The sequence below is a fragment of the Leisingera sp. ABD4_442 genome (genome assembly GCF_056160905.1).
Genome location: NZ_JBSWYB010000025.1, coordinates 38,962 through 63,169, shown reverse-complemented (window position 1 = coordinate 63,169; position 24,208 = coordinate 38,962). Strand labels below are relative to the sequence as shown.

Below are 24,208 nucleotides of genomic sequence, written 5' to 3'. Positions count from 1 at the left end.
GGGGTGCGGGCGCGGGGAGGGGTTTCGTCTTGCTTGTGTGTCGGTTTTGGTGTAGGGTCGAAGCTTCCAGAGGAAGATAGGAGAACCCCCACCTGTCTCCTTTTTCTCCCCCCCCCCCCCCCCCGCCTCTGTTGCCCCCCGCTCCCACACCGGCGGCAAAAGTCAACTCAGCAGCAGCACCACAATCATCAGCAGGTTCATCGAGGCAAACTGCATCAGCCGCGGGGCCTGCGAGCCGCGCGCAGCAGCAGCCCCCGCAGCCGCCAGCGACAGCGCCAGCCCGGCCAGCGACAGGCTGCCGCCGATGGCGCCGGCCAGGCCGGTGCCCGGCCCCCAGGGCGCCTCCGCCAGCATCATGCCCTTCAACCCGACACCAATCAGAATGCCGCTAACGGCACCGGCCAGGCTCAACACTGCACTGCGCGGCGCGCGAGCGCCCATAATGCTGTCGATCATCTGACGCGTTGGAATTTCGCTTGGCCGCCAGTCGAGCCGCTCAATGCGCTCGTCGAAACTGTTGATATACAAGGCTTTCCCTCCAGAACCTGAGGGCAGATTCACGAAAAATTAAGGCAAATGCGTGACAGCTTGGCGGAGTTAACGGGGCATTAAGGGATCTTACCCGCAGGTTAAAGCCAGGACCCATTCCTGCAGCCGCATCAGCTGCCCCAGATCTTCTTCACGTAATTCTGGGTTTCCTTGTAGGGCGGCACCCCGCCATACTTCTGAACGGCTTCGGGACCGGCATTATAGGCCGCAAGAGCCAGCCGCCAGGAACCGAACTTGCGGAACTGCCGCGCCAGATAGCGCGCGCCGCCTTCCAGGTTCTGCTGCGGCACTGCCGGGTTCACCCCCAGCGACCGGGCGGTGGCAGGCATCAGCTGCGCCAGCCCCAGCGCCCCTTTGTGCGATTTGGCATTGGGGTTCCAGTTGCTCTCCTGCTGGACCAGGCGCAAGAACAGATCTTCCGGCACCCCGTGCTGGCGCGCGGCCTGCCGCGCCATCTGCAAATACTCCCCCCGGTACTTGCCCCTGTAAGGCAATGTACCCGATGCCTCAGGAATACTGTATGTCTTGGGCTGCAGCCGGGCAGAGTTCTTGTACTGGGTCGCAGCCCGGCCATCCAGCACCCTGGTATGGGCCGCAAACAGATCGCGCCGGCTCTTGGTGCCCAGCACATCGGCAGCGGCAGGCTGCCCTGCCCCGATCATCGCAATCACCAGCCCCGCAACGGTTCTGCGCATCTCTGCTGTCCCACCACTGTCCCAACTCGCGCAAATATAACTAATGCAGAACAAATTTAAAGCAACACGGACGTGAGTTCCCGTTCGGCGAGCGCAAAAACCTCCGAAACCATCCACAGATGCCTGCTTTTCACACTACTCCCGGAACGATACTGTGCCTGAAACGCGGCGTGCCGGATTCGGTTTTCCCGCCGCAGGACAGAAAATCAGGACAGAAGGACGAAACTTCATGGCCGGCTCACTGAACAAAGTCATGCTCATCGGCAACCTGGGCCGCGACCCTGAGGTACGCAGCTTCCAAAACGGCGGCAAGGTCTGCAACCTGCGCATCGCCACCTCGGAAACCTGGAAGGACCGCAACACCGGCGAGCGCCGCGAGAAGACCGAGTGGCACTCTGTTGCGATCTTCAACGAAGGCCTGGTCCGCGTGGCCGAGCAGTATCTGCGCAAGGGCTCCAAGGTTTACGTCGAAGGCCAGCTGCAGACCCGCAAATGGCAGGACCAAAGCGGCCAGGACCGTTATTCGACCGAGGTCGTGCTGCAGGGCTTCGGCTCCACCCTGACGATGCTGGACGGCCGTGGCGAAGGCGGCGGCGGCGGCGGTTACGGCGGTGGCCAGAGCGGCGGCGGCTATGGCGGCGGCAACCAGGGCGGCGGCTACGGCGGCGGCGGCGGCTATGACAGCGGCTCGCAAGGCGGCGGCGGCGGCTTTGGCGGCGGATCCTCACATAACATCGACGACGACGAAATCCCGTTCTGAACCGCTCGCTGGCGGCATCCTCAGCCGCTGGTTTCAAACACGTACTCCTGCAGCCCCCGGCGCCTTTGGCTCCGGGGGTTTCATTTTTGGAACATTCCCATCTGCTGATAGCCCAGCCAGGCGCTGTTCCCTGGCTTGCGGAAAACTTTACGCATTTTCAAGAGTTCAAAGTACGCCCGCCCCACCGCTCATAAACTTAATCTTTTCGTTTACTTTCAACACCCTAGGCAAAAACCAACATACTGCGGGCCCCATCTGGCCAAACTGTATGCCGCCTGCAGAAACACTCAGAGGCACCGGCGCTCTGCCGGGTAGGCGAAAATTAAGACACATTACATATGCTGAATTCAACTCACGGAAATTTTGTGCAGCAAGGAATAGAAAATGGGTATGCGATTTCTGCAGCATCTGCCGGTCAAGGCCAAGTTTGCCATGCTTCTGGCTGCGCCGCTGCTTCTCAGCATCTGGTTCATGGGGAACAAGCTGCTGGAGCTCTATGAAAAGGCCCAGGTCAATACCGCGCTGGCAGGTGAACTGCTGGACAGCATGAGCGGGCTTGTCCACAGCCTCCAGGTCGAACGCGGGATGAGCGCGGCCTTCCTGGGCGGCGATGCCGGGACGGTGCCCGATGCGCTGGTCAAGATCCGCCAGTCCAATGACACGGCGATGGCTGCCTACCTGGCCAAGCTGGAACAGGTTGACCGCCGCGGCCTCAGCGACACCGCTCTGGATTCCTTCCGCACGGCCCAATCGGAACTTGCCCGGAAAAAGGCGATCCGCCAGCAGATTTCCAGCCGCAGCATCCCGGTGCGCAATGCAGTTGAATACTACACCAAGCTGAATACGGCTCTTATCCAATCCGGCCTGTCGGTGGCACAGAAGATCGACAACCCGCTGATCAGCCAGGAGGCGGTGGCCCTCTCACTGTTCCTGCGCGCCAAGGACGCCGCAGGCCTGGAACGCGCCGCGGGCGCCGTTGGTTTCACGAACGGCTGGCAGCCGGCGGACTTTCAGGTCTTCGTGGCAACGCACGAACGTTTCCAAGAGCGCCTGGACAGGTTCCTTGACTTTGCCACCCTCGAAGACCGCAACGCCGTGGCGGCCCTGGCAAAGACACAGGAAATGAAGAAATTCAACGATCTGCGCCATGGTATCCTGACGGGCGGCGATCTGTCCGGTGTCGATGCTGCCGCCTGGTTTGCGACGGCTACAGACATGCTCAAGGTGCTGCGCGGCAAGGAGCAAATCCTGATCGAGCACCTGGAGCGCGACATGGCTGCCCATGACGCCCGGAACAAGCTGCTGCTGACCGAAATGGCCATCTTTGCTGCCGTGCTTCTGGCTGGTGTGCTGGCGCTCAGCCTGGCGATTTCCCGCGACATGACCAAGGGGCTTTCGGTGCTGAATGTGGCTCTGAAGAAACTGGGCAGCGGCGAAACCGAAGTGGAGGTGCCCGGCGCCAACCGCCGCGACGAAATCGGCGCTGTTGCGCGCAACGTTGTCGACCTGCGCACGGTGACCCAGCGAAAGCAGGAAGAGCGTGTTCATGAGGAGAAAGAGCGCCGCGAGGAAATCATGACCGTTGCACGCCGCATTGGCGAAGCGCTGATGGATCTGCAGCACAAGCGCCTGGACAGACCGATTGAGGAGTTTTTCCCGCAGGAGTTCAAGTCGATCCGCATGGACTTCAACGACTCGCTCCACGCCCTGAGCAGCGCCATCTCCTCGATTGGCGAACTGGCCAGCAGCGTGGATGAAAGCACCAAATCCATTGCCGAGGCGTCGATGGATCTGGCCCACCGCACTGAGGCGGAATCGGCGACGCTGGAGAAGACTACCCATTCGGTGAACGAGCTGACGACCAATGTGCAGCAGTCGGCCGCAAATGCCGGCCGTGCCGAACAGCTGGCGGAAAGCGCCCAGTACGGTGTGCAATCCTGCGACGAGGTAATGAACAATACCACCCAGGCGATGGGCAAGCTGCAGGAATCCTCGCAGGAAATCTCGCAGATCACCAAGGTGATCCAGGACATTGCCTTCCAGACCAACCTGCTGGCGCTGAATGCCGGCGTCGAGGCCGCCCGCGCCGGCGAGGCGGGCCGCGGCTTTGCGGTGGTTGCCAGCGAAGTGCGGATGCTGGCACAGCGCTGCGCGGATGCGGTTCAGCAGATCGACGAGCTGACCGCGCGCAGCTCCGAGCAGGTCAAAAACGGCGCCACCCTGGTGGATGAGGCCGGCCGCGCCATGGCCCAGGTCAGCGAGCAGGTGACTGAAATCTCCGGCCTGGTGGTTGAAATTGCCGGCAGCATGAAGGCGCAATCTTCTCAAATGAATGACGTCAACAATGCCGTAGGCGAGCTCGAAGTGATGGCGCAGCAGAACGCCGCGATGGCCGAACAGACCACTGCCGCAACCACTTCGCTGTCGGATCAGGCGCAGGAGCTGCGAGAGCTGGTCGGGCTGTTTGCCGTCGGACAAGTTACTGGCACGCCGGCTGCGCTGGGGCTTCCGGACAAACCGGCAGAGGCGCCGCTGTCCATCGACTTTGACACAGAGGACGACGGCTTCGGCAGCGCCGCCGCCTGACCCGGCGCACCAGTACCTGCAAAAAACAAAGGGCAGCCACCCCGGCTGCCCTTAAGGTCAGGACCCGTTCATCCTGCACCTCCGGTTTGACTGGTTTTGCCCCTGGCCCTGGCTGTTTTGGCCCGCAAGGCAGATCCCGTCAGGCGCCCGCGCTGCGCAGCACCTCCAGCACCGCGTCCGGCGGCACATCCCCGGTCACAAAGGCCTCACCGATACCGCGTGCCAGGATGAACCGCAGCTGGCCCGCAACCACTTTCTTGTCCTGTCCCATCAAATCCAGCAGCGCCTCCGCGCCCGGCAGCTCGCCCGGAATGTCGGCCAAATCGGTCTTCATGCCCATCGCTTTCAGATGCGCCCGCACCCGGCTCGGGTCCTCCTGCGAGCACAGGCCCAGCTTCGACGACAGCTCAAACGCCAGCGCGCAGCCAATCGCCACGCCCTCGCCATGCAGCAGCCGGCCGGAATAGCCGGTGGCCGCCTCCAGCGCGTGGCAGAAGGTGTGCCCCAGATTGAGCAGCGCACGGTCGCCCTGCTCTGTCTCGTCGCGCACCACGATGTCCGCCTTCATCTGCACCGAAAGCGCCACCGCTTCGACTCTCGCTGCGACATCGCCTGCGGCCAGTGCAGGGCCGTTCTGTTCAAGCCAGGCAAAGAACTCTGCATCGCCCAGCAGGCCGTATTTCACAACTTCACCGTAGCCGGAAAGGAAGTCGCGCGCAGTTAGGGTCTCCAGCACCGAGGTATCGGCCAGCACCAGCGAGGGCTGGTGGAAGGCGCCGACCAGGTTCTTGCCCTGCGGCGCGTTGATGCCGGTCTTGCCGCCCACGGAACTGTCGACCTGCGCCAGCAGCGACGTCGGGATCTGCACAAACCGCACGCCCCGGCGCAGCACCGCCGCGGCAAACCCCGCCAGGTCGCCGATCACACCGCCGCCAAAGGCGACAACCACATCACCGCGTTCCACTTTCTGCTCCAGCAGCCACTCCACCGAGCGGGTGAATTGCGGCCAGCCCTTGGTCGCCTCTCCCGGCGGCAGCGCCAGCGCCTCCATGCCGATCCCCGCCGCCGCCAGCCCGGCGCGCAAGGTTTCCAGGTGCCGTGCCGCCACGGTTTCATCCGTCAGCACCGCCACCTGCGGCCGTTTCAGCAGCGGCTTGATCCGTTCCCCCGCCTGCGCCAGCAGCCCGGGGCCGATCACCACATCATAGGCGCGCTCGCCCAAGGGCACGTGAACCCTGCGTTCCATCATTCCCACTCCAAAACATCGGGGCGTGCCTTCAAGGCGTCCAGCACGCGGTCAACCATGGTTTCAATCGCAGCCTGCCCGTCAGACACGACGGTCAGGTCCGCCTTGGCATAAAGCGGCACCCTGTCGCGGTACAGGGCACTGAGCGTCGCATGAGGATCCGCCGTGCGCAGCAGCGGCCGCGTGTCGCGGTGGCGCACCCGGTTCCACAGCACCTCCAGATCCGCCTGCAGCCAGACAGACACCCCCTTGGCGGTGATCACCTCGCGGTTTTCCCCGGCCAGAAAGGCACCGCCACCGGTCGACAGCACGCCGCGCTCCTCCTCCAGCAGGCGCGCAATCACCTGGCGCTCCTTCTGGCGGAAGAAAGGCTCGCCGTCGCGGGCGAAAATCTCAGGAATTGTCATATTGGCAGCGGCCTCGATCTCGTGGTCGCTGTCCAGAAACGGCACACCCAGCCGCGCCGCCAAGGCACGGCCCACGGCGGTTTTGCCCGCCCCCATCATACCCACCATCACGATGGTCTTCTTCAGTTTCCCCGGCACCGGGGCTGCAGCCTCCTGGCCGCTGCTTTGCTCTTTTTCGCTCATTCTTCAGTGAATGACGTGATCTTGCGGAAAAGGGAATATATAACTTGGGCAAAAGAGCAGGAAACAGGCAGTGGATGAACCATGGGAAGATTGATTAAGTATTTGGTCTATTTGACGGTTCTGGCTGGTATCGGGCTGGTGGGCTATGCCTATGTCGGGCCCTGGTTCGGCGCCGATTTCCGCGCCCCCAGCGCCGAGGTGCGCAAGCCGGTGGTGCTGAATGCGGATTAAGGCCGCTGCCGCTGCCGCCGGTCTGACCCTGGCCGGCAGCGCCTTAGCCAATGAACCGCTGGCCGCCATCGAGTGGCTAAACCAGCCCCCCGCCCGCAGCGGGCTGCCGGGCACCGTGTTGCTGGAACCGCCGGTGGCCGGTACCGCCGCGCAGCCCCAAGTCTCCGTCACCCCGCTAGAGGCGCTGCTGCCGCCGGTCGGGCTGGTGCCTGCCTCTGCGACCGGTCTTCCTGCCGACCTGTGGCGCGGCAGCAGTGCCGCGGATATCGCCCATCTCATCGAAACCGTTCCAGTGCGCGGCAGCCCCGCCATGCAGGCGCTGCTGTTTACGCTTCTGCTTTCTGAAAGCCGCCCGCCCTCGGCCTCTAAGGACCAGATCCTGCTCGCACGGCTTGACCGGCTGTTTGCGCTGGGGGCGACCGATGCCGCCCAGGCGCTGGCTGAACAGGCCGGACCAACCGCCAGCCAGGCGCGTTTTGCCCGCTGGTTCGACGCAACCCTGCTGACCGGCAGCGAGGATGCCTCCTGCGCATCGCTGACTGCCTCACCGCATCTGTCGGACAGCTACGCGGCCCGGATCTTTTGCGCGGCGCGGCGCAGCGATTGGCCAACGGCCGCGCTGATGCTGGAAACCGCCCACGCGCTGGAACTGCTGCCGCAGGCGGAAATGGATCTGCTGGACCGTTTCCTGAACCCGGACCTGTTTGAGCTGGCGCCGCCGCTGCGCCGCCCGTCTGCGCCAGACCCGCTGACGTTCCGCCTGTTTGAAACTATTGGCGAGCCGATGCCAACCGCCGCACTGCCGCCTGCCTTTGCGGCGGCAGACCTGCGCGACATTTCCGGCTGGAAGGCACAGCTGGAGGCGGCGGAACGGCTGGCCCGCGGCGGCGCGCTCAATCCGAACCAGTATCTTGGCCTGTTCAGCGCCCGTAAACCAGCGGCTTCCGGCGGCATCTGGGACCGGGTCGCAGCCGTGCAGCAGCTGGAGAGCGATCTGAATTCCGGCAGTGCCGAAGCTATCGCTAAATCCCTGCCCCGCGCCTGGGATGCCATGCAGCAGGCCGGAACCGAAACCGTCTTTGCCGACCTCTTTGCCGAGCTGCTGGCCCGGGCGGAGCTGAGCGGTGAAACCGCAGACCTGGCCTGGCGCATCCGGCTGTTGTCACCGGCCTATGAGCTGGCTGCGCATGACAACCAGCCCGCAGGCGAAGACGCCGCCTTCCTGGCTGCCCTGGCCCAGGGCCGGCCCGGCAGTGCAGCGGCACCCGCGCCGGCGGCCGGGGCCATCGCCTTGGGTTTTGCTCCGGGCACCCCGCTGCCACCGGAGATCCGCCGCCTGCTGGACAACGGCCAGCTTGGCGAAGCAATCCTGCGCAGCATGGTGCTGTTTGCCCGGGGCGCCGATGGCAACCTGGGCGATCTGACCTCTGCGCTGGCGGCCTTCCGCGCCGTCGGGCTGGAGGACACCGCCCGCCGCGCCGCCTTGCAGCTGATGCTGCTGGAGCCGCAGTAATATGCCGCCGCCCCGCGACAATCTTCAGTGGATTTCCACCTTTCTGGATGCCCAGGCGGCTGAGACCGGCGCCTCGCAGAACACCCTGCTGGCCTATGGCCGCGACCTCAAGGACCTGACCGCCTGGCTGGAGCACCGCGCGCTGGATTTCCTCAGCGCCCGGCAGGACGACATTGAGGCGTATCTGATCAACTGCGACGCCCAGGGCCTGGCCCGCGCCACCCGCGCGCGGCGCCTGTCAGCGGTCAAGCAGATCTACCGTTTTGCCTTTGAGGAAGGCTGGCGCGAGGATAACCCCGCAATCCAGATCCGCGGCCCGGGCCGCGAAAAACGCCTGCCCAAGACCCTGGAGGTGATCGAGGTCGACCGCCTGCTGGAGGCCGCCCGCCAAACCGGGCGCACCACCGCCGACCGGCTGCGCAATACCTGCCTGATGGAACTGCTCTACGCCACCGGGATGCGGGTCACCGAACTGGTGTCGCTGCCCGTCTCTGCCGCCCGCGGCGATCCCAGGATGCTGCTGATCATGGGCAAAGGCGGCAAGGAACGCATGGTGCCGCTGTCGCCGCCCGCCCGCGACGCGCTGGCCGTCTGGCTGCAGGCCCGTGACGAGGCCGAGGCAGCCCGCGAAGCCAAGGGCCATCCGCTCTCACGCTTTCTGTTCCCGTCGCGCGGCAAGTCCGGCCACCTGACCCGGCACCGGTTCTACCTTTTGATCAAGGAACTGGCCGTCACCGGCGGCGTGTCCCCGGACAAGGTGACGCCGCACACGCTGCGCCATGCCTTTGCCACGCATCTGCTGGCCAATGGCGCCGATCTGCGGGCGATTCAGGCGCTGCTGGGCCATGCGGATATCGCCACCACAGAGATCTACACCCACGTTCTGGACGCCCGCCTGCAGGAACTGGTGCTGGAGCATCACCCCCTGGCCAAGGATCGCTGAGCAACGCTTGAAGCAAACGCGCCAAGACCCCATAAATACAGCGAACATTCAACAGACCGGATCTCTGGACCCTCATGGACACTGCCTCCACCGTACTCGACAGCGCCTTCTGGACCACTGCCGGGGCCATCGTTCTGCTTCTGGTCCTTTCGGGCTTCTTCTCCGGCTCTGAAACCGCACTGACCGCAGCATCGCGCGGCAAGCTCAGGACCCAGGCCGACAAGGGCTCGCGCGGGGCTCAAAAGGCGCTGACCGTTACTGAGGACAACGAAAAACTGATCGGTTCGGTCCTGCTGGGCAACAACCTGGTCAACATCCTGGCGACCTCGCTGGCCACTGCGCTGTTCACCCGCGCCTTTGGCGAGGGCGGCGTGGCGCTGGCCACCCTGGTGATGACCCTTCTGGTGCTGATCTTTGCCGAAGTTCTGCCCAAGACCTACGCCATTTCCAACGCGGAGAAAGCAGCCTCAGCCGTTGCGCCAGTAATTGCGGCCTTGGTCACCCTGCTGGCCCCGGTTGTGGGCACCGTGCGGCTGCTGGTGCGCGGCGTGCTGCGCGTCTTCGGCGTCCGCATCGACCCCGACAGCCACATCATGGCGGTGCGCGAGGAAATTGCCGGCGCCCTGCAGCTGGGCCACTCCGAAGGCGTGGTCGAAAAGGAAGACCGCGACCGTATCCTCGGCGCGCTGGATCTGTCCGACCGCTTTGTCGAAGAGATCATGCTGCACCGCTCCCACATTGAGATGATCGACGCCGAGGCTGAGCCGGAAACCATTCTGGAGCAATGCCTGCAAAGCCCGCACACCCGCCTGCCCGTCTTCCGCGGAGAGCAGGAGAACATCATCGGCGTTGTCCATGCCAAGGATCTGTTCCGGGCCATGTATGAACAGGCAGGCGGCGCCGGCGGCGATACCGGGCGGCTGGAATCCTTTGATATCTCCTCCGTCGCCAAGGCCCCCTACTTCGTGCCTGAAACTACCACCCTCGACGAGCAAATGCGCCAGTTTCTGCGGATGCGTTCGCATTTTGCACTTGTGGTCGACGAATACGGTGCCCTGCAGGGCCTGATCACGCTGGAGGACATCCTGGAAGAGATCGTCGGCGAGATCACCGATGAATTCGACCCGGCAGAGGAAAACGCCGCCAGGAAAACCGCTGACGGCGCCTATCTGGTCGAAGGTGCCACCACCATCCGCGACCTGAACCGCGCGACCGAATGGAACCTGCCGGATGAAGAGGCCAACACCGTCGCGGGCCTGGTCATCCACGAGGCCCAGATGATCCCGGTCAAGGGCCAGGTGTTCTCCTTCCACGGCTTCCGGTTCGAGGTCACCGCCCGCGAGGGCAACCGCGTGACCGAACTGAAGATCCGGCCGCTCTCATGACCCGCGCGGCGGTGCTGGCCTGGGGCTGGTTTGACAGCATCGTGCTGGAGCTGTTCCGTCAGCTCCGCTGGTCCTTCCTGCCGCCGCTCTTGATCTATTTCGCTTATGGCGCGCAGGGGATCACCACCGTTGCCGCCTCCTTTTTTGTCAAGGAATACCTCGACTTATCCGCCGCTTTTCTTGCAGGCCTCGCGTTCTGGGTCGGCCTGCCCTGGGCGCTGAAGATGCCGCTGGGCCATCTGGTCGACCTTATCTGGCGCTGGAAATACCTGCTGATTCTGCTAGGGGCCGGGCTGATGGCGGCCAGCTATGCCATCCTCGCCGCCATCGTGCTGGAACCCGGGATGATGGCGGCCGTGATGCCGCTCGGCTCCTGGTATGTCACCTCTGCCCTGCTGGCCCCTTGCGGATTTGTGCTGCAGGATGTGGTGGCGGATGCGATGTCGGTCGAGGCCGTGCCCCATACCGACCACCAGGGCCGCGCCCTGCCCGAGGATGAAACCAAGTCCCTGCACACCACCATGCAGACCTTCGGGCGGATCGCGCTGATCGGCGGCTCCAGCGCCGCCGCCGCGCTGAACGTCGCGCTGTTCGACGGCGCGGATGCCCTGCCGCAAGCGGACAAGGGCGCACTTTACGGCTTTGTCTTCACCCTCGCCCTGCTGATCCCGGTGATTTCACTGTCCGGCGTCGCCCTGGCAATCTGGCAGAAATGGCGCAAGGCCGCCCGGCTGCGCCGCGCCGGTGTGTCCGAGGCCGAAGTCCGCACCCGCATCGAACTCCCGCGGGAGCCAGTCACCCCGAACCACTGGTATTTCATCGGCGGCGGCGCCTTTGTGGCGCTGTCCCTCGCCGTGGGCCTGGGCGATGTGCCCTATTCGCAGGAAATCGTCTTTGCAGGCTCCATGGCCATCGTCCTGTTTCTGATGCGCCAGCTGGTCTCGGTCCTGCCGGTGGACCACGCCCGCGCCCTCATTGGCACCGCCATCATCATCTTTGTCTACCGCGCCACACCCTTGCGCGGCCCCGGCGCCACCTGGTTTGAAATCGACGTGCTGGGCTTTGACCAGCAGTTCCTGTCCGTTCTGTCCCTCATCACCTCGCTGCTGACGCTGGCGGGTATGCTGATCTTCCGCCCGATGATGGCCAGCCGCCCGATTGCCTGGATCGTCGCATTCCTGGCAATAACCGAGGCCGTCCTCAGCCTGCCCAACATCGCGCTCTACTACGGCGCCCACCACTGGACCGCTGCGATAACCGGCGGCGTAGTGGATGCCCGATTTATCGCCATCGTCGACACCGCAGTCGAATCCCCGCTGGGCCAGGTCGCGATGATCCCGATGCTCGCCTGGATCGCCCGCAACGCGCCATCCGGCCTCAAGGCCACCTTCTTTGCGGTCATGGCCTCCTTCACCAACCTGGCGCTCTCGGCCTCCAGCCTCGGCACCAAATACCTGAACGAGATCTTCGTTGTGACCCGCGAAGTCACAGATTCGGCAGGCGCCGTCACTACAGCTGCCGACTATTCCCAGCTTGGCATGCTGCTGATCACGGTTGGCGTCATTCTCCTGGCCGCCCCCCTGACGGCAATTTTCCTCATCCAGAACAGCCGCTTCCGCACCTCTGAATAGCCCCGCGGCCCTCCCGTAGCCCATAAGCGGCACGCCATGCCGTTTTTCTTCTGGACTACTGTTCACTTCTGTACAGAATGCGGGAAACACCTATTCAGGGAGGCCCACATGAAAACCACCACCCGCGTGGCAGTGATCGGCGGCGGCGTCGTCGGCTGCTCTGTCCTCTACCATCTGACCAAGCTCGGCTGGTCCGACGTCATGCTGATCGAACGCTCAGAGCTGACCAGCGGCTCCACCTGGCACGCAGCGGGCGGTTTCCACACCCTCAACGGCGACACCAACATGGCGGCGCTGCAGGGCTACACCATCAAGCTCTATAAAGAGCTGGAAGCTATCACCGGCATGTCCTGCGGGTTGCACCACGTTGGCGGCGTCACCCTGGCCGAAACCCAGGAACGCTTCGACATGCTGAAGGCGGAGCGCGCCAAGCACCGTTTCATGGGGCTGGAAACCGAGATTGTCTCGCCTGAAGAGATCAAGAAGATTGCTCCGGTCACCAACGTGGACGGCATTATCGGCGGGTTGTATGACCCGCTCGACGGCCACCTCGACCCCTCCGGCACTACCCACGCCTATGCCAAGGCCGCGCGCATGGGCGGCGCCACGATTGAGACCCACTGCAAGGTGATCGAGACCAACCAGCGCCCGGACGGCACCTGGGATGTGGTCACTAACAAGGGCACCATCCACGCCGAACATGTGGTCAACGCAGGCGGCCTCTGGGCGCGCGAGGTCGGCGCCATGGCCGGTGTCTACTTCCCGCTGCACCCGATGGAACACCAGTATATCGTTACCGACGAGGTGCCGATGATCGCCGAGATCATCGACGGCGGCGGCGAGCATCCGCATGTGATGGACCCGGCCGGCGAAAGCTACCTGCGCCAGGAGGGCCGCGGCCTCTGCATCGGCTTCTACGAACAGCCCTGCAAACCCTGGTCGGTTGACGGCACCCCCTGGGATTTCGGCCACGAACTCTTGCCCGATGACTTCGACAAGATCGAAGACTCCATCGCCTTCGCCTACAAACGCTTCCCGGCGCTGGAGGCCGCAGGCGTCAAATCCGTGATCCACGGCCCCTTCACCTTTGCCCCTGACGGCAACCCGCTGGTTGGCCCGGTGCCCGGCATGCGCAACTACTGGTCCGCCTGCGCCGTCATGGCCGGCTTCTCCCAGGGCGGCGGCGTCGGGTTGATGCTGGCCCAGTGGATGGTCGAGGGCGAATGCGAGCGCGACACCTTCGCAATGGACTGCGCCCGCTTCGGCGACTGGATCACCCCGGGCTACACCCGCCCCAAAGTCATTGAAAACTATCAGAAACGCTTCTCCATCGCCTACCCGAACGAGGAGCTGCCCGCGGCCCGCCCGTTCCGCACCACCCCGATGTATGACATCTTTGACAGCATGGGCGCGGTCTGGGGCGCGCAATACGGCATGGAAGTCCCGAACTACTTCGCCGAAGGGGATGAACCCCGCTACGAGACCCCGTCTTTCCGCCGTTCCAACGCCTTTGAGGCCACCGCACGCGAAGTAAAAGCCGTGCGCGAAAACGTCGGCATCAACGAGGTCCACAACTTCGGCAAATACCTGATCAAAGGCGCCGGCGCCCGCGCCTGGCTCGACCGCATCATGGCAGGCCGGGTGCCGAAACCGGGCCGCCTGTCGCTGACCCCGATGCTCTCACCCAAGGGCCGCCTGATCGGCGATTTCACCATCTCCTGCCTCAGCGAGGAAGAGTTCCAGCTCACCGCCTCCTACGGCTCGCAGGCTTATCACATGCGCTGGTTCCTGCAGAATCTGGACGATGGTGTTGCCCTCGAAAACATCTCCGACACCCGTAACGGTTTCCAAATCGCAGGCCCCAAGGCCCGCGAGGTGCTGCAGGCCTGCACCCGCACCGATATCTCGGACATGCGCTTCATGGATGTGCGCCGCCTCACCGTCGGCATGGCCGACTGCATCGTGCAGCGCGTCAGCTACACCGGCGATCTGGGGTATGAGATCTACTGCGATCTTCCCAGTCAGCGCGCCCTCTGGGACGCGCTGTGGACCGCAGGCCAGCCGCACGGCATGAAACCCTTTGGCATGCGGGCAATGATGTCCCTGCGTCTGGACAAGTTCTTCGGCTCCTGGCTGCGGGAATTCTCGCCCGACTACACAGCTGCGGAAACCGGCCTCGACCGCTTCATCTCCTTCAAGAAGGAGGCGGAATTCATCGGCCGCGCCGCCGCCGAGGCCGAACGCGAAACTGGCCCCGCCCGCCAGCTCTGCGCGTTTGAGGTCGCGGCAGACGACGCCGATGTGGTCGCCTATGAGCCGATCTGGCTCGACGGCGCGGTCGTGGGGTTCTGCACCTCCGGCGGCTATTCGCACCACGCGCAGAAATCCATCGCGCTGGGGTTTGTCCCCACGGACCGTGCCCAGGCTGGCCTGGAGGTGGAGATCGAAATCCTCGGCAAGATGTACAAGGCCCGGCTGATCAGCGACCCGCTGTTTGACGCCGATGGCGCCCGGATGCGCGGCTGAGCCAAAAAACACCGGATTCAGGTCAGCCTGCCTGACCTGAATCCCTCCCGTTGCCACAGCAGCGCACGCTGACGCTGCGGAACTTGCGCAACACATACGTCAGCGACCACACCCAAATGTTTCGCGCGCGAAACATTTGGTCAACCCTGCTGACCTATGCGGCTTTCACTGGATCCCCCTCTTCTTCTGGCTAAAAATATCCCCGCCGGAGGCACCCATCAGCCCGGCAAAAGCCGAGGTACGAACAGTCATGACCGCCATCGCCATTCTCCTCCTTGCCGCCGGCGCCTCATCCAGGATGCGGGGCCGCGACAAGCTGATGGAGGATGTAGACGGCCAGCCCCTGCTTACCCTGATGAGCCGCCGCGCGGCGCTGACCGGACTGCCGGTCTATGTGACCCTGCCCAGCCTGTCCCACCCCCGGGCCGCAGCAACCGGAACGGCCCTTGCGGTTGAGGTTCCGGACGCGCAGGATGGCATGTCTGCCTCGATCCGCCGCGGCACCGCGGCGCTGCCGGATCAAATACAGGCGGTGATGATCCTGCCTGCCGACATGCCGGGGATCACAACCCAGGACATGCTGTCGCTCGCCGCGCATTTCTCCGGGCCGGACAGCCCCGTTCTGCGCGCCACAGCAGAGGACGGCAGCCCCGGCCACCCGGTCCTGTTTCCCCGCCGCTGTTTTGGCGCCCTGAAATCGCTCAGCGGCGATCAAGGCGCCCGGAGTATCCTAAAGTCCGAAACGGTCCGCACCGTGGCTTTGCCCGGCAGCCGCGCGCTGACCGATCTGGATACGCCTGAAGACTGGGCCGCCTGGCGCCGCAGCCGCTGACTCCTGCAAAAAACAGAGAAGGCAGGGCACAAGGCCCTGCCTTCCTGCGCTTCGCTCTTGTCTGCCGTTTCCCCCAAAACAGCAGCTGCATCTCTCAATGCACAAGCAGATGCGCCTCGTGTTTGCGCAAGGAGCGGCGCGCCGCGGAATAGGCCGCGCGGCCCTGCTCCGATTTCAACTCCGGGAACAGCTCGAACAATTCGTTGCGCTGCGCATTGTCCAGGCCGCGCAGGCTCTGGTCGCCAGGCTGGAAGCTCTCGGTCCAGGCACCATCGGACAGCACAACCTCATGCTGGTCGAACATGAAGTGGATATAGGTCACCTTGGAGGTCTCCACCCGGTCGACGCCGGCCAGCCCGGTCAGGTGCTTGGCCGCCACCAGAACCTCGCGGTCCTCGAAATAGAGCGCGGTCTTGTCGTTGGCGACCAGCACCCGGTGATTGGGGCTGACCATCATGTCACGCTCCGGCAGGCCATTGCCCAGGGCGCCCTGGCGGATCAGCACCGGCTGCAGATGTGCGGCAGACGCCAGCGCCTTGCCTTCCAAGGTGCGGGTGCCGATCCAGCGGATCTCCTGGATGCCGTTGTCGCGGGTGATCACACGGTCGCCCGCTTTCAGGTCTTCGACCTTGCGCTCGCCCATCGGGGTTGCGATCAGGGTGCCCGGCGTGAAGCAGGGAATGATCTGCTCGATCTCGCCGAACTGCATCGAGCCGGTCACATTGCCGTCGCCGTCGAGGAAGTTGACGGTGCCCGACAGGCTGTTGCCATCGGCGTCGACGGTCACATCGGCCAGCTCAAACGGGCCGGTGCCGGACAGGTCCAGCGTGTCAAAGTCGTCGCCGGTGGAGCCACCGTCCACAACATCGCCGTCATTGCCGCCCAGGAAGGTATCGCGGTCTGCACCGCCCGACAGGGTGTCGGCGCCCTGGCCGCCGGTGATCAGGTCATTGCCTGCTCCGCCGCTGACGATGTCGTCGTCGATGCCTGCGTCGATGGTGTCATCGCCGGAACCGCCGGAGATATCGTCGTCATCGTCCTGGCCAAAGATCAGGTCATTTCCCGCGCCGCCGTCGATCGTGTCCATCCCGTTGGTGGGGTCCGGGTCAGCCGGGCGGCCGTCGCTGCCGTCATCGGTGATGTTCAGCCCATCGGGGAAGGCCGGGTTCAGACCGCCATAGATGGTGTCGGCACCGCCGCCGCCCAGAATGGAGTCAGAGCCCTCGCCGCCGGTGATCTCATCCGCGCCGGAGCCGCCGTCGATGGTGTCGTCGTCGATACCGCCGTCGATCACATCCATACCGGTGCCGCCGTCGATCAGGTCGGCATCATCCCCGGTGGAGATGGTGTCATTGCCGGAGCCGCCCAGAACGGTGTCTCGGTCGTCATAGGGATCGGCATCGGCCGGGATGAACGGGATATCGGGATCGGTGCCGGTATAGCCCGGAAAGCCGCGGTCGGGCAGCGGGATGCCGCTGTCCTTGGAGGTGTCGATCACATCATCGCCCTCGCCGCCCTCAACCGAGTCGGAGCCGTCGCCGCCGTCAATGGTGTCCTCACCGCCGCCGCCGAGAATGGTGTCGTCCCCCTCGCCGCCGGTCAGGCTGTCGTCGCCGGGCACAACCGGATCGGAGGGGTCGGAGGAATAGTCAAAATGCGCAGTGTCCAGCGAGGTGCCGGAGGTGCCCAGATCAACGATCACCTTGACGTCGTTGAAGTCCTTGTCGCCCAGGTTGCGCAGGTCTTCAAACCCCAGCTGTACAGAGCCGTCCGGGAACTGGTAGATCCCCTTGGTGTGGTCCAGCCCGTCCGGGTTCAAGCCGGCGTTCGCGCCGTAGCCGGAGGAATAGTAGGTGCCATGGGGGCTGATGATACCGACCCCGACAACCGCGCCTTCGGGCGCGTCATAGGTATAGGTCTGGCCGACATCCGAATTGGCATCCTGCGACAGCACAACCACATTGCTGATGGCGCCGGTTTCCGGGTCGATAATGTAGGCAAACACCTGGTTCTGAAAGGTCGCGCTGGTCGAGGAAATGGTAATCTTGACCGGTTCATTAGCGCCGGAGACGCCGTCGCCGAGGATCAGGTCATCGCCGCTGCCGCCGTCGACGGTGTCGTCGCCCGAACCGGCATAGATGCTGTCGTTGCCGTTGCCGGCGATGATGACGTCATCATCCGGGCCCGCTGCCGGGTCGATGGCATCGCCGTTGTCGACCATGTCGCCTTCGGGATCGCCGGTGTAAGCCGCGTCGATCAGGTCGTCGCCCGCGGTGCCCTCTACGATTCCGTCCAGCCCCGGATTCGGATTATTGCCACTCATTGTCTTTACCCTCTCCTCACCGGTCTGGCCCCAAGCCCCAACTTTCGGGCCAGCCGGACAGCCGCACAGAAATGCGGAACCCCGCAGTCAATACACTTGCCCATGCGGGAAGAGGGCCAGACCGCGCAAGCGGACTGGAGTGCGCACCGAAACAGCGCGCAGCCGATTACCTAAAGCTATCGGATCAGCGGTGTGCGCTTCTCAGCAGCACATGGACTTAAGTTAAATTTTAGCAGTCCACCACAGTCCAGCAGCTCGCAGAACTCGCCCCCCCAAATGGGCTAAAACATGCATACTTTAGGTACCTCGGGCCACAAAGCCAAAAAGTTGCCTAAAATTCCCCGCATTGAGCACACCGGACCGCGGAACAGTCCCCAAAACAAAGGTTGAGAGGGGCGAATTGTTTCCACAACCATAGGCAATTCCGAAGGCAAAAGCACAAAATCCGCGCCGAACTCCGAAAACAAGGCGTTCCGCGCTGGAATTGTTTACAAAATTGAAACAGCCGGAAATTAAGGCGAAAGCGCCTTCTTTCCGCTTGCCGCCGGGTCAGCGTTTGGGGAAATAGACTGGATTTGCAGCCAATCACAGGCTTTTGCAGTCTTTGTTTCCTCTCCAGGCCAAAACAGGACTGCGCGCATTCGAATCGCTCAGCCTGTACGGAAGATCATCGCAGCCGCAGCGGAAAGTAAATAACACTGAAGAGTTTATTCAATCCGCCGGCATCAGTCCGCTGATACAGGCTTCTGGCAATCACGAGCACGCGGCTGCGAACAGGCTGTCTGGCAAACGCGATGCAGCCGGCATCCGGCAAAATACTTGTCATGCTGTGATTGTGGCGGAGAGACAGGGATTCGAACCCTGGAGACGGTTTCCCGCCTACACACTTTCCAGGCGTGCGCCTTCGACCACTCGGCCACCTCTCCGTTGAGGGGGCTTTTGAAGGATTGCCGGGGGAATTGCAAGGGCCGAAATGGCAAAAAATGCACCTCGGCCCCTATTCTTTTTCAGGGCTCCAGATGCAGGTAGACGCGGCGGTTCTGCTTGCCCTTTTTTTCAACCTTTCCAAGGCGGATGCGGCCGATTTCGCCGGTGCGCCTTACGTGGGTGCCGCCGCAGGGCTGCAGGTCGGTCTGTTCATCCGCTGTGCCGATGCGCACCAGGCGCACCTGCCCTGCCCCGCGCGGCGGCGAGACGGACATGGTTTTCACCAGCTGCGGATTGGCATCCAGTTCGGCGTCAGTGATCCAGTCCTCTGTCACCTCCAGATCGCGGTCGATGAGCGCCTGCAACTGGTCCTGCAGCGCCTGTTTATCTTCCGGCGCCTCGGGCATATTGAAATCCAGCCGGCCCTTCTCAGCGCTGATGGAGCCGCCGCTGACCTCCAGCGGGATCACCACCGACAACAGATGCAACGCGGTATGGATGCGCATGTGGCCATAGCGGCGGTCCCAGTCCAGAACCTGGGTGACGGTGGTGCCTTCTTCGGGAAGTACCTCACCCTCATGCGGCACCAGCACGATAGCGCCGTCCTGGCCCTTGACGGTGGTGGCGATGGTGCATTGGCCATCGCCCCACAAGAGCTGGCCGCTGTCGCCGGGCTGGCCGCCGCCTGTGGCGTAGAACAGGCTGCGGTCAAGGATGATCCCGCCCTGGTCTGTATGGGCCAGCACCTGCGCCTCAGTCATGCGGGCATAGGCGTCTTTCAGGAACAGTTTATCACTTGTCGGCATCGCCATCTCCATCAGCATCATCGCCCGCGTCCTGCTGCAGATCTTCCAGGTCCGGTTTCAGCGGCGCAGCGGCTGCTGCAGCCTGCCCCGAGGCGGCCGGTTTGGACGCGGTCAGGGCCTCAGGGTTCCGGATCCAGATATCGCGCTGCATAAAGGGAATTTCGATCCCTTCTTCCTCAAACCGCTTGGCGATTTCATAGTTCATGTCGGATTTCACCGACAGCACCCAGTTCACATCGCGCAGGATGGCGCGGATTTCAAAATCCAGGCTGTCGGCGCCAAAGCCCTGGAACACCACCGAGGGCGCAGGGTTCAGCAGCACCATGGGATGCGCCTTGGCGATCTCGTTCAGGATCGCCTCCACCTTGCGCGGATCGGTGCCGTAGGCCACGCCCACCGGCACGATCACCCGGCCCACGGTATTGCCGCGGGTGTAGTTGGTGACGGTTCCGCTGATCAGGTCGGAGTTCGGCACGATGACGTCGGAGCGGTCGAAGGTTTCGATCCGGGTAGAGCGCACCGAGATGTCGCGCACATAGCCCATCAGCCCGCCGACCTCGATCCAGTCGCCCTTGGAGATCGGGCGCTCGATCAGCAGGATGATGCCGGAGACGAAATTCGACACGATGGTCTGCAGGCCAAAACCGATACCGACCGACAGGGCGCCGGCGACGATGGCCAGCGAAGACAGATCGAGGCCCGCCATGGAAATCGCGACCACGGCGGACAGGAAGATACCGACGTAGCCAAGCCCGGAAGTGATGGCGTTCTGGCCGCCCGGGTCGATATTGGTCTTAGGTAGCAGCGAATTGCGCAGGGACCCCTGCACCAGCCGCGTCAGCGCGTAGCCGGCTGCGAACACGATGGCGAAGGTCAAAAAGGCGGTTGGCGAAATCCGGGTATCGCCAACCTGGAACCCCTCCAGAAAGCGAGACCACAGTTCCGTAAGATCCGCCACCCGCGCGCCCCAGATCAGCGCCAGCAGCGGCAGCGCCAGAGCGGCCAGCAGAAAGCCGATCATCACCGCAAAAAGAGACTCCCGCGCCTCGGACCCCTTGCCCGACAGCCAGCCGTAAAGGTCGCCAAGGAAGCGCTGAAACACCAGCAGCGCCGCCAGCAGCGCCAGGGTGGAGACCGCCGGGTAGATCAGCGCCTCAGCCGCGTTTACATAGCCAAAGGCCGCCAGCACCGGAGAAACAAACCCCAGCAGGTAGGTACCGCGGCGCACCAGCGTCATGATGCGGTTGGCGCCGGCAGCAATGGCGCCGTCTTCTTCGGCTTCGGTTCCGCTTTTGACCTGGCGGCGCTTGGCGCCGATGCGGTGCAGCCGCAGCAGTACCAGGGCGGCGCCCATGATAAGCGGGAAGCTGGCGACGGCGTGGGCCTCTGGCGGGATGCTTTCGATGTTTTCCAGCTGAGACAGCGCGTCCTGCAGGACCAGGATCACCGCCAGGATATCGACCATCAGCCGGGTTTCGTTCAGGCGGCCTTCCTGCACCGGCACCAGATCATTTTCGATGCGGCTGGAAAACAGCTGGTTGCCCAGCCAATGGAACGACAGGATCAGCAGCGCCCAGCCTGGCACGAAATCCAGCAGGATGGAGCCGCGGATGCCCAGAATTCCCGAAAGATCCACCGCTGCCACCAGGCAGATGATGCCAATGAAGGGTAGAATCACCTCCAGCAGGGACACGACAAAGCCCCAGACACCGCGGCCGCTGCTGCCGAATTGGCGCAGGTAATCGCCTGCCGCATGGGCCCAGGGCCGGCCGCGGAACACCAGGAGCGCCGCAATCAGCAGCAGAAGCAGCAGCGCGGGCAGGCTGTTTTGCACCCGTTCCGCCGTGGTCGCGCTGCCCACGCGGGACGTGGTTTCATTTACCAGCGAGCTGCCGGAGCGGCTGAGAGTGCGCCAGGCCCCCGCCCAGTTTTCCGGATTGAACGGCGACGGTCCGCGCTCAAGCAGCTTGCGGGTGCGGCGCTCACGGATGATCTTGTCAATCTCGGTGATCAGGCCGTTGGCGCGGCTGTAGGCCTCCTCGGAGACGATGCGCGGCACCTTGAGGTCCTTCAACTGCTGCTCCAGCGAGCGGCGCAGCTGGGCAATGTCCTCAGGCTCGCTTTCGCCCTCGGCCGGTGCCGGGCCAAGCGCGTTCAGCTGGCCCTCCAGCGTCTGGATGCGGTCGCCGTTATCGGTGCGCGCCTCCAGGAAATTCTGCCGGTAGGTGGTGAGCTCTTTGCGTAGCGCTTCCAAGGCGGCGCTGGAGGCCCGTCTGGCGTCAATTACTTCCTCCGCCCGGTTGGCGGTCTTGAGCCAGTCCTGATAAATCGCCCTGGATTCAGCGTTCAGCTGCGCCAGAGCAGGCAAAGCGAGGCCGGCCATAAAGGCCAGCCCCAGAAAAACAGTCCGCAAAGCGGTTATAATGGGTGTCATACGTCCTCAAATACGCCGGGAATCGACGCGGGCGTGTGGGTCATCCACTCCGGCACCGGCAGGTTCTTCTCCCGCAGGAAATCCGGATTGAACAGCTTGGACTGGTAGCGGGTGCCATAGTCGCACAGAACGGTGACGATGGTGTTGCCCGGGCCCATGTCCTTGGCCATACGCACAGCGCCGGCAATGTTGATCGCAGAGGAGCCGCCCAGCACCAGGCCCTCCTCATGCAGGAGATCAAAGACATAGGGGACCGCTTCGCCGTCCGGAACCTGATAGCTGTAGTCAGGCGTGAAGCCTTCCAGGTTCTTGGTGATCCGGCCCTGGCCGATGCCTTCGGTGATGGAGCTGCCCTCGGAGGCCAGCTCACCCGTGGTGTAATAGGAATAAAGTGCCGCCCCCAGCGGATCGGCGAGGCCGATCTTGACGCCCTTAGGCTGCAGCGCCTCGGCGACGCCTGCCAGGGTACCGCCGGAGCCGACCGCGCACACGAAACCGTCGACCTTGCCGCCGGTCTGTTCCCAGATCTCCGGGCCGGTGGTTTCGACGTGGGCCTGACGGTTCGCCACATTGTCGAACTGGTTGGCCCAGATAGCACCGTTGGGTTCGGTTTTGGCCAGCTGTTCCGCCAGTCGCTGGGAATAGCGCACGTAGTTGTTAGGGTTGCGGTAGGGGGCCGCCGGGACCTGGACCAGCTGGGCGCCTGCCAGGCGCAGCATGTCCTTTTTCTCTTCCGACTGGGTCTCGGGGATCACGATCACCGTCTTGAAACCCATCGAAGCGCCGACCAGCGCCAGGCCGATGCCGGTGTTGCCGGCGGTGCCCTCGACAATGGTGCCGCCCGGCTTCAGCTCGCCGCGGGCGATGGCATCCTTGATGATGTAAAGCGCCGCACGGTCTTTGACCGACTGGCCCGGGTTCATGAATTCCGCCTTGCCCAGGATCTCGCAGCCGGTCTCTTCGCTGACACGGTTCAGGCGGATAAGAGGTGTGTGGCCGATGGCATCAGCCAGATCGCGTGCAATGCGCATGGTATCCCTTTCGATCGTTCCCCCAAGGTGTATCCAAGGGTTCAGATGATCACAAGGCGGGAAGCGTTCAATACCCCTTGTGCCGCAGCCGCCCGCGGTGCCGGGCCAGCCACAGCGCTGCGGTGACCAGCGGCATGTCCTGGTAAACCTGCCCGTCCACGCCCTTCATCAGCTCATCATAGCTGAGGATCCGGCTGCGGATATCCTCGCCTTCCCCCGCCAGTCCGCCACCTCCATTGATATCAGAAAGGTCCGATATCCCGATGAAAACGTGAACAAATTCAGTCAGCGCGCCGCTGGAAGGATAAACCTGCGCCACCGGTTCCAGCCGCAGAACGCTGACGCCGGCCTCTTCCTGCGCCTCGCGGACCGCGGTGTCCTCAGCCGTTTCGCCCGGATCGATCAGGCCCGCCACCGGTTCCCACATCCACGGGCGGGTGTCGCCGGCCATAAAGACCGGTGCGCGGAATTGCTCCACCAGGAGAACCTGGTCGCGGACCGGATCATAGGGCAATACCACAGCCGCATGGGCTGCCATCGCCGCGCCACGATTGACAACCGGGCTGAGGCTGCCGTCGTAGCGGCGGTATTGGAGGTCCATTTCCTCCATCGCGAAGAAGTTCAAGTAAGCGCGGGTATGGCTGTGGACGACCACATCCCTGGACAGGTCGCGCGTCTGATCTGCAGGCCGCGCCTGAGCTTCCAGCCAGGAGGCGGCCCGGCGGCGGATTGCAGGGAAGGACTGGGCCACTTGCGCCGCGCTCATCCGGCCGAAATACGCCATCACCTCCCCGGCCGCGCGCAGGGACAGCGCGCCCCATTGATCCACCCAGTCCGCCAGATCCCAGGGCGCCCCGGTTTGCCACAGGCCGGGCTCCGGGAAATAGACCTCAGCCGGGGCGGTGCCGCCATCGGCCAGCTCCACCCGGACGGGTTTCAGCGCATAGCCGAAACCGCCCTCATAAAAGTTCAGCGCATCGAGATCGGCCTGCGACAGGTCCTGCACCAGCAGCCCCTGCGCGGTGGCATCCTCGCGTGCTTCGATGGCGGGAAAGGGCTGCCCGACCACCTGATAGATCCCATGGCCCGGCAGGATCGCGTCCTGGGCGTTCAGTGCCTGGCCGCTGCGGCCCAGCACCAGTTCAAGCAAGGGGCGATGGCGCAGCGTGCCAAAGAAGAAAAGATCAGCCACGGAATGCA

General features: G+C 63.8%; 18 protein-coding genes and 1 tRNA gene. 9 read left to right on the top strand and 10 right to left on the bottom strand.

The annotated features are described in order from the left end of the window. Positions 1-162 precede the first annotated feature (162 nt). Both ACXAHG_RS16735 and ACXAHG_RS16730 read right to left on the bottom strand, forming a co-directional pair. Positions 163-528, bottom strand: a complete 366-nt coding sequence (locus ACXAHG_RS16735) for a hypothetical protein (RefSeq protein WP_475059104.1) — start codon at positions 526-528, stop codon at positions 163-165. A gap of 131 nt (positions 529-659) precedes the next feature. Beyond that, positions 660-1,244 carry a lytic transglycosylase domain-containing protein gene (locus ACXAHG_RS16730; RefSeq protein WP_475043522.1) on the bottom strand — a complete coding sequence of 195 codons (585 nt, stop codon included), beginning with the start codon at positions 1,242-1,244 and terminating at the stop codon, positions 660-662. Positions 1,245-1,473: 229 nt separating this feature from the next. Here ACXAHG_RS16730 and ssb point away from each other — a divergent pair, with 229 nt between their 5' ends. Next, positions 1,474-2,004 (top strand): single-stranded DNA-binding protein, encoded by a 531-nt coding sequence (gene ssb / locus ACXAHG_RS16725; RefSeq protein WP_475043524.1) that lies wholly within the window; start codon positions 1,474-1,476, stop codon positions 2,002-2,004. 384 nt (positions 2,005-2,388) lie between these two features. Beyond that, positions 2,389-4,590 carry a methyl-accepting chemotaxis protein gene (locus ACXAHG_RS16720; protein ID WP_475059101.1) on the top strand — a complete coding sequence of 734 codons (2,202 nt, stop codon included), beginning with the start codon at positions 2,389-2,391 and terminating at the stop codon, positions 4,588-4,590. Positions 4,591-4,729: 139 nt separating this feature from the next. Here the strand turns inward: ACXAHG_RS16720 and aroB are convergent, their stop codons facing one another. Beyond that, a complete protein-coding gene (aroB, locus tag ACXAHG_RS16715) occupies positions 4,730-5,836 on the bottom strand; it encodes a 3-dehydroquinate synthase (RefSeq protein ID WP_475059099.1) in 1,107 nt (368 codons plus the stop codon). Then, positions 5,836-6,426, bottom strand: coding sequence for a shikimate kinase (locus ACXAHG_RS16710; protein ID WP_475043526.1), 591 nt, complete (start codon positions 6,424-6,426; stop codon positions 5,836-5,838). The genes aroB and ACXAHG_RS16710 overlap by 1 nt, the downstream gene beginning before the upstream one ends. 81 nt (positions 6,427-6,507) lie before the next feature. Between ACXAHG_RS16710 and ACXAHG_RS16705 the strand changes: the two genes are divergently transcribed. The 7 genes from ACXAHG_RS16705 (at position 6,508) to ACXAHG_RS16675 (ending at position 15,487) form a co-directional block, all read left to right on the top strand. Beyond that, positions 6,508-6,657 carry a hypothetical protein gene (locus ACXAHG_RS16705; protein WP_475043528.1) on the top strand — a complete coding sequence of 50 codons (150 nt, stop codon included), beginning with the start codon at positions 6,508-6,510 and terminating at the stop codon, positions 6,655-6,657. Beyond that, positions 6,647-8,170, top strand: coding sequence for a hypothetical protein (locus ACXAHG_RS16700; RefSeq protein ID WP_475059096.1), 1,524 nt, complete (start codon positions 6,647-6,649; stop codon positions 8,168-8,170). The genes ACXAHG_RS16705 and ACXAHG_RS16700 overlap by 11 nt, the downstream gene beginning before the upstream one ends. Position 8,171: 1 nt before the next feature. Then, positions 8,172-9,113, top strand: a complete 942-nt coding sequence (locus ACXAHG_RS16695; RefSeq protein ID WP_475059094.1) for a site-specific tyrosine recombinase XerD — start codon at positions 8,172-8,174, stop codon at positions 9,111-9,113. A gap of 74 nt (positions 9,114-9,187) precedes the next feature. After that, positions 9,188-10,498, top strand: coding sequence for an HlyC/CorC family transporter (locus tag ACXAHG_RS16690; RefSeq protein WP_475043534.1), 1,311 nt, complete (start codon positions 9,188-9,190; stop codon positions 10,496-10,498). After that, complete coding sequence (locus ACXAHG_RS16685; RefSeq protein WP_475059092.1) at positions 10,495-12,129, top strand: MFS transporter; 1,635 nt, start codon at positions 10,495-10,497, stop codon at positions 12,127-12,129. The genes ACXAHG_RS16690 and ACXAHG_RS16685 overlap by 4 nt, the downstream gene beginning before the upstream one ends. Positions 12,130-12,237: 108 nt before the next feature. Further along, the gene (locus ACXAHG_RS16680; protein ID WP_475059090.1) at positions 12,238-14,655 is read left to right on the top strand and encodes a GcvT family protein; all 2,418 of its coding nucleotides are present in this window, start codon (positions 12,238-12,240) and stop codon (positions 14,653-14,655) included. A gap of 250 nt (positions 14,656-14,905) precedes the next feature. After that, positions 14,906-15,487 (top strand): nucleotidyltransferase family protein, encoded by a 582-nt coding sequence (locus tag ACXAHG_RS16675; protein WP_475043538.1) that lies wholly within the window; start codon positions 14,906-14,908, stop codon positions 15,485-15,487. A gap of 94 nt (positions 15,488-15,581) precedes the next feature. On the opposite strand, the gene ACXAHG_RS16670 is transcribed toward ACXAHG_RS16675, so the two are convergent. The 6 genes from ACXAHG_RS16670 to ACXAHG_RS16645 all read right to left on the bottom strand — a co-directional run bounded on the left by ACXAHG_RS16670 (position 15,582) and on the right by ACXAHG_RS16645 (position 24,200). After that, complete coding sequence (locus tag ACXAHG_RS16670; RefSeq protein ID WP_475059088.1) at positions 15,582-17,810, bottom strand: Hint domain-containing protein; 2,229 nt, start codon at positions 17,808-17,810, stop codon at positions 15,582-15,584. A gap of 836 nt (positions 17,811-18,646) precedes the next feature. Beyond that, positions 18,647-18,736, bottom strand: a tRNA-Ser gene (locus tag ACXAHG_RS16665). Positions 18,737-18,817: 81 nt separating this feature from the next. Next, positions 18,818-19,543 (bottom strand): alanyl-tRNA editing protein, encoded by a 726-nt coding sequence (locus ACXAHG_RS16660; protein ID WP_475043542.1) that lies wholly within the window; start codon positions 19,541-19,543, stop codon positions 18,818-18,820. Beyond that, a complete protein-coding gene (locus tag ACXAHG_RS16655) occupies positions 19,530-21,977 on the bottom strand; it encodes a DUF3772 domain-containing protein (protein WP_475059086.1) in 2,448 nt (815 codons plus the stop codon). Before ACXAHG_RS16655 ends, ACXAHG_RS16660 begins: the two co-directional genes overlap by 14 nt. Continuing rightward, the gene (locus ACXAHG_RS16650; RefSeq protein ID WP_475059083.1) at positions 21,974-23,008 is read right to left on the bottom strand and encodes a cysteine synthase A; all 1,035 of its coding nucleotides are present in this window, start codon (positions 23,006-23,008) and stop codon (positions 21,974-21,976) included. The genes ACXAHG_RS16655 and ACXAHG_RS16650 overlap by 4 nt, the downstream gene beginning before the upstream one ends. Positions 23,009-23,075: 67 nt before the next feature. Further along, on the bottom strand, positions 23,076-24,200 hold the full coding sequence (locus tag ACXAHG_RS16645) for an NUDIX domain-containing protein (RefSeq protein ID WP_475059080.1): 1,125 nt from the start codon (positions 24,198-24,200) through the stop codon (positions 23,076-23,078). Positions 24,201-24,208 lie beyond the last annotated feature (8 nt).

What these genes read in the sequence shown, in the direction of transcription:
- ACXAHG_RS16730 (WP_475043522.1), bottom strand. Translation starts at nt 1,244, where the DNA reads ATGCGCAGAACCGTTGCGGGGCTGGTGATTGCGATGATCGGGGCAGGG.
- ssb (WP_475043524.1), top strand. Translation starts at nt 1,474, where the DNA reads ATGGCCGGCTCACTGAACAAAGTCATGCTCATCGGCAACCTGGGCCGC.
- ACXAHG_RS16720 (WP_475059101.1), top strand. Translation starts at nt 2,389, where the DNA reads ATGGGTATGCGATTTCTGCAGCATCTGCCGGTCAAGGCCAAGTTTGCC.
- aroB (WP_475059099.1), bottom strand. Translation starts at nt 5,836, where the DNA reads ATGGAACGCAGGGTTCACGTGCCCTTGGGCGAGCGCGCCTATGATGTG.
- ACXAHG_RS16710 (WP_475043526.1), bottom strand. Translation starts at nt 6,426, where the DNA reads ATGAGCGAAAAAGAGCAAAGCAGCGGCCAGGAGGCTGCAGCCCCGGTG.
- ACXAHG_RS16705 (WP_475043528.1), top strand. Translation starts at nt 6,508, where the DNA reads ATGGGAAGATTGATTAAGTATTTGGTCTATTTGACGGTTCTGGCTGGT.
- ACXAHG_RS16700 (WP_475059096.1), top strand. Translation starts at nt 6,647, where the DNA reads ATGCGGATTAAGGCCGCTGCCGCTGCCGCCGGTCTGACCCTGGCCGGC.
- ACXAHG_RS16695 (WP_475059094.1), top strand. Translation starts at nt 8,172, where the DNA reads ATGCCGCCGCCCCGCGACAATCTTCAGTGGATTTCCACCTTTCTGGAT.
- ACXAHG_RS16690 (WP_475043534.1), top strand. Translation starts at nt 9,188, where the DNA reads ATGGACACTGCCTCCACCGTACTCGACAGCGCCTTCTGGACCACTGCC.
- ACXAHG_RS16685 (WP_475059092.1), top strand. Translation starts at nt 10,495, where the DNA reads ATGACCCGCGCGGCGGTGCTGGCCTGGGGCTGGTTTGACAGCATCGTG.
- ACXAHG_RS16680 (WP_475059090.1), top strand. Translation starts at nt 12,238, where the DNA reads ATGAAAACCACCACCCGCGTGGCAGTGATCGGCGGCGGCGTCGTCGGC.
- ACXAHG_RS16675 (WP_475043538.1), top strand. Translation starts at nt 14,906, where the DNA reads ATGACCGCCATCGCCATTCTCCTCCTTGCCGCCGGCGCCTCATCCAGG.
- ACXAHG_RS16670 (WP_475059088.1), bottom strand. Translation starts at nt 17,810, where the DNA reads ATGAGTGGCAATAATCCGAATCCGGGGCTGGACGGAATCGTAGAGGGC.
- ACXAHG_RS16660 (WP_475043542.1), bottom strand. Translation starts at nt 19,543, where the DNA reads ATGCCGACAAGTGATAAACTGTTCCTGAAAGACGCCTATGCCCGCATG.
- ACXAHG_RS16655 (WP_475059086.1), bottom strand. Translation starts at nt 21,977, where the DNA reads ATGACACCCATTATAACCGCTTTGCGGACTGTTTTTCTGGGGCTGGCC.
- ACXAHG_RS16650 (WP_475059083.1), bottom strand. Translation starts at nt 23,008, where the DNA reads ATGCGCATTGCACGCGATCTGGCTGATGCCATCGGCCACACACCTCTT.